The sequence below is a fragment of the Arthrobacter sp. zg-Y877 genome, assembly GCF_030373105.1.
In the GTDB taxonomy this organism is placed as follows: Bacteria; Actinomycetota; Actinomycetes; order Actinomycetales; family Micrococcaceae; genus Arthrobacter_B.
In genome coordinates this window covers 404,731-419,401 of record NZ_JAUCPU010000001.1, presented here as the reverse complement: position 1 = coordinate 419,401, position 14,671 = coordinate 404,731, and the positions used below count along the sequence as shown (strand labels likewise).

The 14,671-nt window shown below is 65.6% G+C and carries 11 protein-coding genes; 7 read left to right on the top strand and 4 right to left on the bottom strand.

The window, feature by feature from the left end:
* Positions 1-40: 40 nt before the first annotated feature.
* The gene (gene coaE / locus QNO03_RS01940) at positions 41-661 is read right to left on the bottom strand and encodes a dephospho-CoA kinase (protein WP_354003872.1); all 621 of its coding nucleotides are present in this window, start codon (positions 659-661) and stop codon (positions 41-43) included.
* 56 nt (positions 662-717) lie between these two features.
* On the opposite strand from coaE, the gene QNO03_RS01935 reads away from it, so the two are divergent.
* From QNO03_RS01935 to QNO03_RS01905, 7 genes are all read left to right on the top strand, one after another.
* Complete coding sequence (locus QNO03_RS01935; protein ID WP_289601596.1) at positions 718-1,395, top strand: IMPACT family protein; 678 nt, start codon at positions 718-720, stop codon at positions 1,393-1,395.
* The gene (locus QNO03_RS01930; RefSeq protein WP_289601594.1) at positions 1,388-2,566 is read left to right on the top strand and encodes a class I SAM-dependent methyltransferase; all 1,179 of its coding nucleotides are present in this window, start codon (positions 1,388-1,390) and stop codon (positions 2,564-2,566) included. Before QNO03_RS01935 ends, QNO03_RS01930 begins: the two co-directional genes overlap by 8 nt.
* Before the next feature lie 299 nt (positions 2,567-2,865).
* On the top strand, positions 2,866-4,125 hold the full coding sequence (locus QNO03_RS01925) for an ABC transporter substrate-binding protein (RefSeq protein ID WP_289602044.1): 1,260 nt from the start codon (positions 2,866-2,868) through the stop codon (positions 4,123-4,125).
* A gap of 63 nt (positions 4,126-4,188) precedes the next feature.
* A complete protein-coding gene (locus QNO03_RS01920) occupies positions 4,189-5,193 on the top strand; it encodes a carbohydrate ABC transporter permease (protein ID WP_289602043.1) in 1,005 nt (334 codons plus the stop codon).
* Between the two features lie 89 nt (positions 5,194-5,282).
* Positions 5,283-6,122 carry a carbohydrate ABC transporter permease gene (locus tag QNO03_RS01915; RefSeq protein WP_229948896.1) on the top strand — a complete coding sequence of 280 codons (840 nt, stop codon included), beginning with the start codon at positions 5,283-5,285 and terminating at the stop codon, positions 6,120-6,122.
* Positions 6,122-7,579, top strand: coding sequence for a GH1 family beta-glucosidase (locus tag QNO03_RS01910; RefSeq protein ID WP_289601592.1), 1,458 nt, complete (start codon positions 6,122-6,124; stop codon positions 7,577-7,579). Before QNO03_RS01915 ends, QNO03_RS01910 begins: the two co-directional genes overlap by 1 nt.
* A 70-nt stretch (positions 7,580-7,649) precedes the next feature.
* On the top strand, positions 7,650-8,663 hold the full coding sequence (locus QNO03_RS01905; protein ID WP_289601590.1) for a LacI family DNA-binding transcriptional regulator: 1,014 nt from the start codon (positions 7,650-7,652) through the stop codon (positions 8,661-8,663).
* Positions 8,664-8,800: 137 nt separating this feature from the next.
* On the opposite strand, the gene rpsA is transcribed toward QNO03_RS01905, so the two are convergent.
* The 3 genes from rpsA to polA all read right to left on the bottom strand — a co-directional run bounded on the left by rpsA (position 8,801) and on the right by polA (position 14,532).
* Entirely contained in the window at positions 8,801-10,273 is a 1,473-nt protein-coding gene (gene rpsA / locus QNO03_RS01900) for a 30S ribosomal protein S1 (RefSeq protein WP_229948192.1), read from the bottom strand.
* Positions 10,274-10,540: 267 nt separating this feature from the next.
* On the bottom strand, positions 10,541-11,863 hold the full coding sequence (locus tag QNO03_RS01895; RefSeq protein WP_289601589.1) for a GNAT family N-acetyltransferase: 1,323 nt from the start codon (positions 11,861-11,863) through the stop codon (positions 10,541-10,543).
* 35 nt (positions 11,864-11,898) lie between these two features.
* Positions 11,899-14,532 carry a DNA polymerase I gene (polA, locus tag QNO03_RS01890; protein ID WP_502874539.1) on the bottom strand — a complete coding sequence of 878 codons (2,634 nt, stop codon included), beginning with the start codon at positions 14,530-14,532 and terminating at the stop codon, positions 11,899-11,901.
* Positions 14,533-14,671: the final 139 nt, after the last annotated feature.

Here is a 14,671-nt window from a genome sequence, read left to right as displayed (position 1 = left end):
TGCTAGGGGCTGAACGCGGAATCAGGCTGCTGTCCGGGTTCTACTGCGGAGCCTGCGTCCGGGCCTCGTTCATCGGCACCAGCCGGGTCTCCCAGAGTTCCCGCACGGCGGCTGCCAGTTCCCGCGGAGTGCCCGTGTTGTGCAGTACGACGTCGGCCGCCTCCGCCCGCTGTTCCGGTGAGGCCTGCGCGGCGATCCGGGCACGTGCGGCGTCCGGTTCCATTCCCCGGTTGCGGACCATGCGTTCGAGCCGGGCCTCCTCGGGGGCCTCGACCACGAGGACAAAATCGAAGTTCTCCGCCTGTCCGGTCTCCACCAGCAGGGGAATGTCCTGGACCAGGATCCCGTCGGACGGCACCTTGGCGGCCAGTTCGGCGGCACGGGCGCGGACCAGCGGATGGACGATGCCGTTCAGCACCTCCCGGCGTCCGGCATCGGCGAAGACGACGGCAGCCAGCGCCGGCCGGTCCAGGGACCCATCCGCGGACAGAATGCCCGGGCCGAAGGCGTCGACGACGGCGGCAAGACCGGGTGTTCCCGGCTCCACCACTTCACGGGCCAGCGCATCCGCATCCACCAGCACGGCACCGCACTCCTGGAGTGTCCGGGCGACCAGGGATTTTCCGGCAGCGATCCCGCCGGTGAGTCCAACCTTGAGCATGCCCCCAGCCTACCGCTGCCGCAAACGACGGCGGCGGCGGCCACTAGAATGGACAGGTGAGCGATATTGACGCGGCGGCGGGGCGCTACACCACCATCGCTGCCGAGCACCGCTCCGAACTCGACATCAAGCGCTCACGCTTCATCACGGTGCTCCGGCGCACTGAGACCGAAGAAGAGGCGCGCTCCCTGGTGGCGGACCTGCGCCGCGAATTCCACGACGCCCGGCACCACTGCAGCGCGTTCGTGCTGGGACCGGGCCGGGAAATCCAGCGCTCGAACGACGACGGCGAACCCTCCGGCACCGCCGGCATCCCGATGCTCGAAGCGCTGACCAAGCGCGAAACCTTTTCCGGGGCCACCGATCTCAGCGACATCACCGCGGTGACCGTGCGTTACTTCGGCGGCATCCTGCTCGGCGCCGGCGGACTGGTGCGTGCCTACTCCGAGTCTGTCTCCTCCGCCCTCTCCGGCGCTCCCCTGCTCCGCCGCCGCCGGATGCGGCTGTACGGCATTCCCGCTGGACACTCCGCGGCGGGACGGCTGGAAAACGAGCTCCGGACTGCGGGCGTCAGCGTGCTGGGCACGGACTATTCGGCCGCCGGAGCTTCCATCAGGGTGGCCCTGCCGGACATGCCCGACGCACTGGACGCCTTCCACGCCCGGCTCGCATCACTGACCGCCGGAGCCTCCGATCCGGTCCCCCTTGGAACAGAATGGATTGACCGTGACTGACCCAGCACCGGGCGGGACCGAATTCGATGTTGCCCGCCTCCGCCGCCGGCCCGATGTGGAGGCCCCCAATCTGCAGGCGTGGGACGCTGCGGACCTCCTCCTGCTCGACACGGCCGCAGCGGACCTCTCGGCGGCAGCCCTGGCGGCGGACACCGGGCAGCCCGGCGTCGTTGTCATCGGTGATTCCTACGGCGCGCTGACGCTCGGCGCCGCAGCCCGCCACGGGCTTCGTGGACTCCGGGTCCACCAGGATCCGCTGAGCGGCGAGCAGGCACTGGATGCCAACGCCGCGGACCTGGGGCTGCCGGGGGTTTACACCCATCATCCCCTGGCCGCTCCGCTGGTCGAAGGCGCCCGGGTCGTGCTGCTGCGGCTCCCCCGGTCATTGGCCGCGCTGGAGGAAATCGCTGCCCTGATCGCCGGGCATGCCGCTCCGGACGTCGCGGTGTACGCCGGCGGGCGGGTCAAGCATATGACCACTGCCATGAACGATGTCCTGGCGCGCTACTTCGGAACGGTCACGGCAGGGCTGGGCCGGCAGAAGTCCCGGGTACTGACAGCCTCCGCACCGCTGCCCATGGACCGGCGTCCCGCAGACCGGTTCCCGGTGTCCCAGCGGCACGACGTCGGCCTGGCCCGGCCGCTCGAACTCCAGGCCTACGGTGCCGCCTTCGGCGGCGCGGCACTGGACCCCGGCACGCGGTTCCTGCTGCCCCATCTGGCCTCCGCCCGCGCTGCGGACCGTGCCGTGGATCTGGGCTGCGGCACCGGAGCGATAGCTTCGTACCTTGCCCTGACCCGCCCGGGACTCCGGGTGCTGGCGACGGACCAGTCGGCCGCAGCCGCAGCCTCCGCCGCCCGCACCCTGGAGGCCAACGGTGTGGCGGACCGCGCCGTCGTCACCCGGGCCGATGCGCTGGGCCCACTCCCCGACAGTTCCGAACAGCTCATTGTCCTCAACCCGCCCTTCCACATCGGCGCCGCCGTCTACGCAGGCATCGCCTTGAAGCTTTTCGCCGATGCCGGGCGCGTCCTTGAGCCCGGCGGGGAACTCTGGACGGTCTGGAACAGCCACCTCCTGTACAAGCCCGCCTTGACCCGGCTTGTCGGCCCGACACGCGAGGTGGCCCGCAACCCGAAATTCACGGTGACCGTGAGCACGAGGCGCTAAGGTACCACCGGCAGGGCACGTCCGGCCGGGCGTGCGGGAATCTCCAGAGAGCGCTCTCTTGACAGTGGCGCACATCACACCTAGCCTGAAGTCGACGTCGAGAGAGCGCTCTCTCAGTCTCGGCTCCCTCTCGCTGGAAGTCCGCTGTTCCCCATCTCCCGCTTATGTCGGATCTAGCCATCAAAGCAGTCGGCACGGTCTACCAACCGGGACTATTACCGCTTTACCCACACAAAGGAGTGACCGTGAAGAATTTCCGACATCCCGCGGCGGCGATTGCAGGTGCCGCAGTTGTGGCCATGCTGGCCGTAGGCTGCGGCGGCGGCGACAGCGAAGCCGCAAGCGAAGACAATCCCCTCGAACTGACCGTCACCACTTTCGGAACGTTCGGCTACGACGATCTGTATGCCGAATACGAGGAAGCCAACCCCGGCATCGACATCAAGGCGAACAATATCGACCGCGGTGCCAATGCACAGACCGATCTCTTCACCAAGCTGGCTGCCGGTTCCGGCGTCAGCGACGTGGTCGCCCTCGAGGAAGGCTGGCTCGGCGCGGTCATGGACGTCTCCGACGAGTTCGTGGACCTCAAGGAATACGGCGCCGAGGACATCAAGGACAACTGGGTGGACTGGAAGTACAAGCAGGGCACCGACTCGGAAGGCCGCGTCATCGGCTACGGAACCGACATCGGCCCGCAGGGCCTGTGCTACAACGGCAAGCTTTTCGAAGCCGCCGGCATGCCCAGTGACCGCGAGTCCGTAGCGGAACTCTTCGGCGGAGACGACGCCACGTGGGAAACCTACTTCGAGCTTGGTAAGCAGTACAACGAGAAGACCGGCCAGGCCTGGTACGACCAGTCCGGCTTTGTCTGGAACTCCATGGTGAACCAGATGGAGGAGGGCTACTACACCAAAGACGGTGAACTGAACATCGAGGGCAACGACGCGATGAAGGAGCAGTTCCTGCAGCTTGCCGCCGGAACCCAGGCCGGCCTTTCGGCCAACGAAACCAAGTGGGACTGGGGCACCGGCAAGGCCTTCACCGACGGCTCCTTCGCCACCTTCGTCTGCCCGGGCTGGATGCTGGGCACCATCCAGGAACAGCTGGAATCGGCCGGCGGCGGCCAGGATTCGGGCTGGGACTTCGCCGATGTCTTCCCCGGTGGCGCCTCCAACTGGGGCGGCGCGTTCCTTGCCGTTCCTGAAACCTCCGAGCACAAGGAAGAAGCAGCGGCGCTGGCAGCTTGGCTCACCGCTCCGGAGCAGCAGGTGAAGCAGTCCGCGGCAGCGAACAACTTCCCGAGCACCATCGAAGCGCAGGAGCAGCTGGCCGAGGAAGCCAAGCCGAATCCGATGTTCAATAACGCTCCCACGGGAGCCATCCTGGCTAACCGGGCCGAAGGCGTGGTTGCCCAGTTCAAGGGCCCGGACGATTCGGTCATCCAGGAGAAGGTCTTCGGCGTAGCCCTGACCCAGCTTGATGCGGGCAAGGTCGACGGCGAAGGTGCCTGGAAGGAAGCAGTTCAACTCCTGAACGAGCTGGTCGTCAAGGACTAGCACCTATCGGAACGCGGGGCCCCCGGGATTCCGGGGGCCCCCGGATGGACTGTGAGAATCGATATGACCGTAACCGTCAAGCCTCCCGCTGCTGCAACGCCGCCTGAGCAAAAGACCAAACTTACCTTTCGGCAGCGGCTCAACGTCTGGGACGTCAAAGCCTCCCCCTACTTGTACATTTCGCCGTTTTTCCTGCTCTTCGCCCTCGTGGGCCTGTTTCCCCTGGTCTACACGTTCTGGGTTTCGCTGCACGACTGGCACCTCCTGAAAGGGCAGGGCGACTTTGTCGGCCTGGGAAACTTCGCCGAGGTCCTCCGGGACCGCTTCTTCTGGAATTCGCTGTTCAACACGATAAGCATCTTCCTGCTCTCCGCAATTCCGCAGCTGGTCGGCGCACTCGTGATCGCCGCTGTCCTGGACCAGAACATCCGCGCCAAGACGTTTTGGCGCATGAGCATCCTGCTCCCCTACGTGGTCACACCGGTGGCCGTAGCCCTGATCTTCACCAACATGTTCAACGAACAGCACGGTCTCATTAACAGCGTGCTGGGCAACTTCGGTATTGATCCGATCATGTGGCGGACGGAAACCCTGCCGAGCCATATTGCCGTGGCCTCCATGGTCAACTGGCGGTGGACGGGCTACAACGCCCTGATCCTCCTGGCAGCCATGCAGGCGGTGCCGCGCGACATTTACGAATCCGCCGCAATCGACGGTGCCGGAGCCATCCGCCGGTTCTTCAGCATCACCCTGCCGAGTATCCGCCCGACCATGATCTTCGTGGTCATCACCTCCACCATCGGCGGCCTGCAGATCTTCACGGAGCCGCGCCTCTTCGATCCGACGTACGCCGGCGGACCGGAGCGGGAATTCCAGACCACCGTCCTTTACCTGTGGGAAATGGCGTTCCAGCGGCAGGACTTCGGTGCAGCGTCGGCTATCGCCTGGCTGCTGTTCCTGATCATCATTCTTTTCGGAATCCTCAATCTGCTGCTGTCCCGGCGGATCGCGTCATCCGAGGCCAGGCGGTCCCGCCGCCGGCCGGCAGCTGAAGGGAAGCACCAGTGAGCATCGCCCAGCAGAAAAACGCCGCCGCCGGGGCACCCGGCGTGGCCGTTACCGGGACCGCGTCCCGGGAACCACGCCGCGGACCGGCGCTGCGGCACCGCATTTTCGGAAACGGCCTCCGCCCCGGATACCTGACCTACGGGCTGCTGCTCGCGTTCTTCATCGGTTCCTCGTATCCGTTGTGGTGGTCCGCCGTCGTCGGCAGCCGGAGCAATGCGGCGCTGAGCCTGAAATGGCCGCCGCTGCTCCCGGGCGGAAACTTCTGGACCAACGTGGCCGAAGTGATCGACTCCATTCCGTTCTGGACCGCCCTGTGGAACAGCGTGCTGATTTCCACCATCATCACCGTTTCAGTGGTGACGTTCTCCACGTTGGCCGGCTACGCGTTCGCGAAGCTCCGGTTCCGCGGGAACAACGGGCTGATGATTGCCGTGGTGGCGACCATGGCGATACCCACCCAGCTCGGAATCATTCCGCTGTTTATGCTCATGCGGACCTTCGGGTGGACCGGTGAAATCGGCGCGGTGATCGTCCCGACGCTCGTTACGGCCTTCGGTGTGTTCTTCATGCGCCAATACCTCGTGGACGTCATCCCGGACGAGCTGATCGAATCGGCCCGGATGGACGGGGCCAACATGATCAAGACCTTCTGGCATGTGGCACTGCCGGCGGCGAGGCCCGCCATGGCGATCCTCGGCCTCTTTACGTTCATGTCCGCCTGGACGGACTTCCTGTGGCCGCTGCTGGTGCTGGACGCCGGCAACCCCACACTCCAGACGGCACTCAGCCAGCTGCAGTCCAACCGGTACACGGACTACTCCGTGGTGCTGACCGGTGCCGTACTGGCAACCATCCCCCTGCTCATCCTTTTCGCAGTGGCAGGCAAACAACTTATATCCGGAATTATGCAGGGAGCAGTGAAGGGCTAATGACGATCAACACCCCGGAGTGGACCAATTTCCCGGCTGGCTTTATCTGGGGATCCGCCACTGCGGCAGCCCAGGTTGAAGGCGCGGCACTGGAGGACGGCAAGGAAGATTCTGTCTGGGATGCCTTTGCCCGCGTCCCCGGCAACGTTCGAAACGCGGACACGCCGGCAACGGCAGTGGACCATTACCACCGGATGCCCGCCGACGTCGCCCTGATGAAAGACCTGGGGCTGGACTCCTACCGGTTCTCCACCAGCTGGGCACGGGTACGCCCGGGCGACCGCGGCACCAATGCCAAGGGACTGGATTTCTATTCCCGGCTGGTGGATGAACTGCTGGGTGCGGGAATCCTGCCCTGGCTCACCCTTTACCACTGGGACCTTCCGCAGGCCCTGGAAGAAAAGGGCGGCTGGGCCAACCGCGACACTGCCTACCGTTTCGCCGAATATGCGAATGATGTCTACTCCGCTCTGGGCGACCGGGTCCAGCACTGGACCACGTTCAACGAGCCGTTCTGCTCTTCGCTGCTGGGCTACGGCTCCGGGGTTCATGCTCCAGGCCGGCAGGAACCACGCGCGGCCATCGCTGCGGTACACCACCAGCACCTTGCCCACGGCCTCGCCGTGGCCGAGCTCCGCAGCCGCGGCGCCCAGCAGCTGGGCATCACCTTGAACCTGAGCAACTCAATTCCCCGTGATCCCTCCGATCCGGTGGACCTGGAAGCGGCCCGGCTCTTTGATTCGCTGCAGAACCGGATTTTCCTGGACCCCATCCTCCGCGGTGCCTATCCGGAGGATTCGCTGAAGGACCTTGAGCCCTTCGGCCTGGCCGAGGTCATCGAGCCGGGAGACCTGGACATCATCTCCGCCCCCATCGACTTCCTCGGCGTGAACCACTATCACGATGACCTCATCAGCGGCCATCCGGACACCTCGGGATCCGACGGTCACTCGGGCGGGTCCGGCCGGAAGGCCGTGTCCCCGTGGATCGGTGCCGAGCACATCACGTTCCCGAGCCGGGGCCTGCCCCGTACTGCCATGGACTGGGAGGTCAATCCCGACGGGCTGCGCACGCTCCTGCTCCGTCTGGGCGAGGAGTACCCGGCGCTGCCGCCGCTGTACATCACCGAAAACGGGGCGGCTTACGACGACGTCGTCAGTGCGGACGGCAGCGTGCCGGACGCCGAACGCACCGGGTTCATCCTGGACCACATCAACGCGGTGGGGCAGGCCATCGAGGCCGGTGCTGACGTCCGCGGCTACTTCGTGTGGTCGCTGATGGACAACTTTGAGTGGTCCTGGGGATACAGCAGGCGTTTCGGCATTGTCCGGGTCGACTATGACACCCAGGAACGTACCGTCAAGGACAGCGGCCATGCGTACAGCCGGGTGATTGCCGCCGCCAAGCGCACGGGTATCCCGCCGCTTGAAACAGCATCGACCGTGCCGGTTGTCTGACTGGCCGTAAACTGGGTTCCGGCCGGCATTTTCCGCCGTCTGGAACCGAACGCAGCACAGGGAGACAAGAATGAGCGCTGACGCGGGGAGGTCGGCCCCCACTCTGGAAATGGTGGCGGCCTTGGCGGGGGTGTCCCGTGCCACGGTCTCCCGCGTGGTCAACGGAGCCCAGTCCGTCGCTCCGCACCTCGCCGAGTCCGTCGAGGAAGCCGTCCGCGCCCTCAACTATGTGCCTAACCGGGCCGCCCGGACCCTGGCCAGCAGGAGAACCCATACGGTGACCCTGCTGGTCCCGGAGTCCACGTCAAAGGTCTTCGCGGATCCGTTCTTCGCCACAGTCGTGGAAGGTGTGGCCCGGTACCTGAACACCACCGAATACGTGCTCAACATCGTCACGTCCTCCGAGTCGGACCCGGATAAGACACGCCGCTATCTGATGGGCGGCAACGTGGACGGCGTGCTTGTGGTGTCCCACCACAGTGGAGACCATTCCTGGGCGCGTCTGGCACGTTCCCTGCCGGTCGTGTTCGCCGGACGGCCGCTGGTGGATGCGGAAGACAGCTATTTCGTGGAGGTCGACAACGAGGAGGGCGCGACGGCGGCCACGGCACGCCTCGTGGAAGGCGGCCGCCGCCATATTGCGACCATCGCCGGACCGCAGGACATGCCCCCGGGGGTTGACCGGCTGGCCGGCTGGCGGGCAGCCCTGGCGTCCGGAGGCCTCAACGACGCCCTGGTCGAAGTTGGCGACTTCACCGTGACTTCGGGGGCGGCTGCCATGCGGCGCCTGCTGGACCGCGGCAAACCCATCGATGGGATTTTCGCTGCCAACGACCAGATGGCAGCCGGTGCGTACTCCGTCATCAAGGAACGGGGCCTGCGCATCCCGGAGGACATCGCCGTCGTCGGCTTTGATGACGATTACTATGCGACCACCGTCAGCCCGGCCCTGACCACCATCCACCATCCCATCTCTGCCCTGGGCGAGAAGATGGCTGAGCTGCTGGTGGAGCTGATTGAGGGCCGGCCGGCAGCACGCGTCTACCGGCTGCCCACCTCACTGGTGGTCCGGGACTCCGCCTAGCAGGACACAGCGCCTGCGAGACACGGCACAGCGCCTGCTGGACACGGCACAGCAAAAAGCGGACCCCCACCGAAGTGGAGGTCCGCTTTTTTGGCGGTTACCTGGTCCGGAGAACCGGGTTCAGGAGCCGGCGGGAATTAGTTTCCCGTGAGCTTTTCGCGCAGTGCAGCCAGTGCTTCGTCGGAAGCCAGCGTGCCGGCACCCGTCTCGGCAACGGCCGGCTCGGAGGAGTAGCTCGTCGAAGCGGATTCGGACGTATCCGAAGCAGCTGCGATGTCCTCGGAAGCGTGCTGTGCAACCTGCTTCTTGTGGGCTTCCCAACGGGCCTGGGCGTCAGCGTACTGCTGCTCCCAAGCGGCGCGCTGGGTCTCGTAGCCTTCGAGCCATTCGTTGGACTCGGGGTCGAAGCCCTCCGGGTACTTGTAGTTGCCGGCTTCGTCGTACTCTGCGGCCATGCCGTACAGAGCCGGATCGAATTCGGTGCCCTCGGGATCGACGCCCTCGTTGGCCTGCTTCAGGGACAGCGAGATGCGGCGGCGCTCAAGATCGATGTCGATGACCTTGACGAACAGCTCGTCTCCAACGGAGACAACCTGCTCGGCGAGCTCCACGTGGCGGACTGCCAGCTCGGAGATGTGGACCAGGCCTTCGATGCCGTCTTCGACGCGTACGAACGCACCGAACGGAACGAGCTTGGTGACCTTACCCGGAACAACCTGGCCGAGGGCGTGGGTGCGGGCGAAGGTCTGCCACGGATCTTCCTGCGTAGCCTTCAGCGACAGGGAGACACGCTCGCGGTCGAGGTCAACTTCCAGAACCTCAACGGTGACTTCCTGGCCAACTTCGACAACCTCGGAGGGGTGGTCGATGTGCTTCCAGGACAGCTCGGAAACGTGGACGAGGCCGTCTACGCCGCCAAGGTCCACGAATGCACCGAAGTTGACGATGGAGGAAACAACGCCCGGACGAACCTGGCCCTTTTCCAGCTTGTTGAGGAACGTGGAACGAACCTCGGACTGGGTCTGCTCGAGCCAGGCACGGCGGGACAGAACAACGTTGTTGCGGTTCTTGTCCAGCTCGATGATCTTGGCCTCGATCTGCTGACCGATGTACGGAGCCAGGTCGCGGACGCGACGCATCTCCACGAGGGATGCCGGCAGGAAGCCGCGCAGCCCGATGTCGAGGATAAGACCACCCTTGACAACCTCGATGACGGTACCGGTAACGACGCCGTCTTCTTCCTTGACCTTCTCGATGTCGCCCCAGGCACGCTCGTACTGTGCGCGCTTCTTGGAGAGGATCAGACGGCCTTCTTTGTCTTCCTTGGTGAGCACCAGGGCTTCGACCTGATCGCCAACGGAGACAACGTCTCCGGGATCAACGTCGTGCTTGATGGAAAGCTCGCGGGAAGGGATGACACCCTCGGTCTTGTAACCGATGTCGAGCAGGACCTCGTCGCGGTCAACCTTGACAACGGTACCTTCGACGAGATCGCCGTCGTTGAAGTACTTGATCGTTGCGTCAATCGCGGCGAGGAAGTCCTCGGCAGTACCGATGTCGTTGATGGCGACCTGCGGGGTACCGGACTTCTCGTTGGTGGTGATGGTCATGTAGTTGGGACTCCGATGTGGAAGTTGTTTTGTATTCCGGACTGGTTTCCACTAACCGGCGGGTTTATCCGCAGGCAAGATACTTGCCCAAGTCATTGACGAAGGCATGTAGATGCCTGCGACGAACAGCTTGTTTGCCCGGAGATGGACAGGATTGGTAATAACTTGCGCTATTACGCGCCCGATCAGTCTAGCCGGACGCGCCAACGCAGGTCAAAGGGAACGACTGCCCGGCGTGCGCAAAATACCCGGACGGCGCTGCCACGGTCAGAAATGCGTGCTGCAGTACGGTGCAGGCCCGGCGGCAAAGAGTTCGTCGAGGACCGTCAGTGCGTCTTCGGAGGCCCGCACTCCCCCGGCGGCCGCCAGCGTCCGCCCCGTGACCGCCCCCAGATAGAGGGAGCCGAGTGCCGCGGCGTCCAGCTCCACCCGCCGATGGCCGGTGTCCTCCGCCGCTCCCAGCGGACGCACACGTCCGACGCCGCTGCGGACCTCCAGCAGCCAGGCACCGCCCGCGAACCCGAGGGGATCCACGACGTCGAGCACCACCGCGCCATTCCCCGCGTAGCCCCGGGCTTCCAGCGCCGCCTTCGGATCCAGGACCCGAAGCCACAGCACGTCCTCCACGGAGGTGACCTTGTACCGCCGCCGGTCCGCAAGCATCCACGGCAGCGGATCCTCCACCGGAGCCACCCCGAAGGTCAACCGCTCCACCAGGTCAATGGATCCAAGGTAACGCCACAGCTCGCGGTAGGCCTCGTCGCTCGCCGCCACCAGGTCGGTGATGCGCATGGTGTGTGGTTCCGTCCGCCAGCCCAGGGACTTGTACGCGGCGTAGCCGTCCGGCACACCGTCGGCGTTGTACCGGATCACCCCGCGCAGTCCCTTGTCCGGTTCGCTGCTTTCCTCGCTCCAGGTGCCGGAGGCCCGCAACGCGTACCCGTGCTGCCGGCCCAGGGCCCCGAAGGTCCGGTCCAGATGGGCGGAGAAGATTTCCGGGGCCAGCGCCAGAAGTTTGCCGCTGTCGGCAACGGCAACCGTGCCCCGCCGCGGCGCGGTGAACTCCAGGCCGCCGCGGGTATCCAGTTCGATGCCGGCGGTGGAGCTGGCAGCGCCGAAGCCGAACCGCCCGTAGATGGTCGCTTCGGAGGCGGTCAGGGCAGCCAGCGCGAACCCTCCCTGCTTGGCAGCTGCCAGGTCCGAAGTGATCATCCGGCGAAGGATTCCCCGCCGGCGGTGCGTGGGCCGGACGGTGACCATGGTGATCAGGTGCGCGGGCAGCAGCGCCGGGCCGCCGACATTAAGCCGGTTGGCCATGGACGCATAGGTGGCCACCGGCACGGCCGGATCCGAAGCGTACTCCGGTGCCTCGTCGTCGTAGACCGCGGTCAGGGTGCGCCCGTCCCGCTGGTACGCGTCCACCATCCCGGGCAGGTGCCCGGGATCGGCACGTTCCTCGTGGAAGCCCAGCTTGACTGCCTCGAACCAGTTGCGGGTCCGGGAATCCGCGGCCCCGGGGTCCGCCGGGTCCAGCCCGGGCGCAAACGAAACCATCCGCAGGCCGTCCGCGGCAGTGCTGTCCATACCCATGCTTCCCCCTTGTTTTCCGGCCGAACGCCGTGGTGCTAGTGCCCGGCCTCGTGCCAGCTAATGCCCTCGCCGACGGAGACGTCCAGAGGAACCGACAAATCGGCCGCTGCGCCCATCTGCTCCCGCACGAGCTTCTCCACCGCGTCCCGCTCGCCGGCCGCGATTTCGAGGACCAGTTCATCATGGACCTGCAGCAGCATCCGGGATTTGAGGCACTGTGCCTTCAGCTCCGCGTCCACCCCAAGCATGGCCTTCTTGATAATGTCCGCAGCGGAGCCCTGGATGGGCGCGTTGAGCGCGGCGCGTTCGGCCATTTCACGCAGCTGCCGGTTGTCGCTGGACAGGTCCGGCAGGTAGCGCCGGCGACCCTCGATGGTGGAGGTGAAGCCGTCCTTGCGGGCCTGCTCGACGACGCCCTGCAGGTAGTCCCGCACGGCGCCGAACCGTTCGAAGTAGTCGCGGATCAGGGTGCGGGCCTCGTCCACCGGGATGGCCAGCTGCTTGGAGAGGCCGAACGAACTCAGTCCGTAGACCAGGCCGTAGGACATGGCCTTGACCTTGGAGCGCATGGCGCTGGTGACGTCTTCGGGAGCGACGTTGAACACGTGCGAACCAACAAAGCGGTGCAGGTCCTCGCCCGCTTTGAAGGCGGAGATCAGGCCCTCGTCGCCGGAAAGGTGCGCCATGATCCGCATTTCGATCTGCGAGTAGTCGGCGGTCAGCAGCGAGTCGTAGCCCTCGCCCACCACAAACACTTCGCGGATGCGCCGGCCCTCTTCGGAGCGGATCGGGATGTTCTGCAGGTTGGGATTGATCGAGGACAGGCGGCCGGTGGCGGCGACCGTCTGCGCGTACGTGGTGTGGATGCGTCCGTCGTCGGCCACTGACTTCCGCAGCCCTTCCACGGTGGAGCGCAGTTTCGACGCGTCACGGAAGGCCAGCAGCTGCTCCAGGAACGGGTGCCCGGTCTTGACGATCAGGTCCGTCAGCGCATCGGCGTCGGTGGAGTAGCCGGTCTTGATCTTTTTGGTCTTCGGGAGGCCGAGCTCGTCAAAGAGGACCACCTGCAGCTGCTTCGGGGACCCAAGGTTGATCTCCTTGCCGATGATCCGGAACGCCTCGTCGCTGGCGTGGGTGATGGTGGCGCTGAAATCGTCCAGCAGCCGGTCCAGCTTCTCCATGGACACGGCAATACCGGCAAGCTCCATCTCCGCCAGGACCTCGGACAGCGGCAGTTCCAGGCCGCCGAGGAGCTGGTTGGCACCGCGCTCCACGAGCTGGCCGGAGAAGTGCTCGCTGAGGCGCAGGGCCGCGAAGGCCTTGGACACTGCGGGCGTGGCTGCGTCTTCATCGCCGAGGGAAAGCTCGAGCTGGTTGCTGGCGGCCGCGGCGGGAACGATGTTCATCCGCAGGTGGTACTGGGCCAGGTCCGCCAGTTCGTAGCTGCGGCGGTCCGGCTGGATGAGGTAGCCGGAGATGGCGGTGTCGTCCACTTCCCCGGCCAGGTGCAGCCCGCGGGCGGCGAGGGACTTGTACGCCTCCTTGAAGTCATGCACGACCTTGGGCGCGTCCCGATCCGACAGCCACGCGGCAAGGACCTGCTCCGCCTCGGCGTCGAGCTCGGTCAGCGGTACATAGGCAGCCGCGGCATCAGTCACCAGTGCCAGGCCGACGACGTCGCGCGCTCCGGCTGCGCCCTCGGTGACCAGCTGCACCGCTGTGCGTGCCTGGTTGGTGCCACGGAACCAGGCGTCGAGGTCCTTGGCGCCGGTGATCACACTGTGGGGCGGCGCTGCAACTTCGGCGTGGGCGGCGCTTTCCCCTTCCTCTTCTCCGTAGACGTCGAAGAGGCGCTTGCGCAGCGCATTGAACTGCAGGGCGTCGAAGAGTTCTTCGATCGCTTCCCGGTCGGGCCGCTGCGCCGCCATGGCGTCCAGGTCCACCGGCAGGTCGAGATCGCGCAGCAGCCGGTTCAAGCGGCGGTTCCGTTTGACGTCCTCGATGTTCTCGCGCAGGGAATCGCCGACCTTGCCCTTGATGGCGTCCAGGTTTTCGAGGATGCCCTCAAGGCCGCCGTACAGCTTGATCCACTTCGCGGCCGTCTTGGGGCCGACGCCGGGAACGCCGGGCAGGTTGTCGGCGCTCTCGCCCACCAGGGCGGCGAGGTCGGAATACTTGTCCGGGGGAACCAGGTACTTGGCCTCGACAGCTGCGGCGTCCATGCGCGGAAGGTCGGAGACGCCCTTTTTGGGATAGAACACGGTGACGTGGTCATCCACCAGCTGGAAGGCGTCGCGGTCGCCGGACACCACCATGACGTCCCAGTTCCGGGCGGAGGCCTTCTCGGCGAGTGTGGCCAGGATGTCATCGGCTTCGTAGCCGTCCATGGACAGCGTGGGGATGCGCATGGCTTCCATGACCTTGATGATGAGGTCCACCTGGCCGTGGAATTCCTCCGGGGTCTTGTTCCGGCCACCCTTGTACTCGGTGTATTCCTCGGAGCGGAAGGTAGGGGTGTCCAGGTCGAAGGCCACGGCAACGTGCGTGGGCTTTTCCTCTTTGATGAGGTTGATAAGCATGGAAGTGAATCCGTACACCGCGTTGGTGTGCTGGCCCGTATCGGTGGAGAAGTTTTCGGCCGGCAGGGCATAGAAGGCCCGGAATGCCATGGAGTGGCCGTCAATGACCAGCAGGCGGTTGTGTCCCCCGGCATTCACGGTTCCCAGGGACGCTGCGGCTGTCCCTGCAGGGGCCGCCTCCCCTTCGGGGGTAATACCCTTCCCGGCGCCTTCCGTGCTGTCGTCTGTC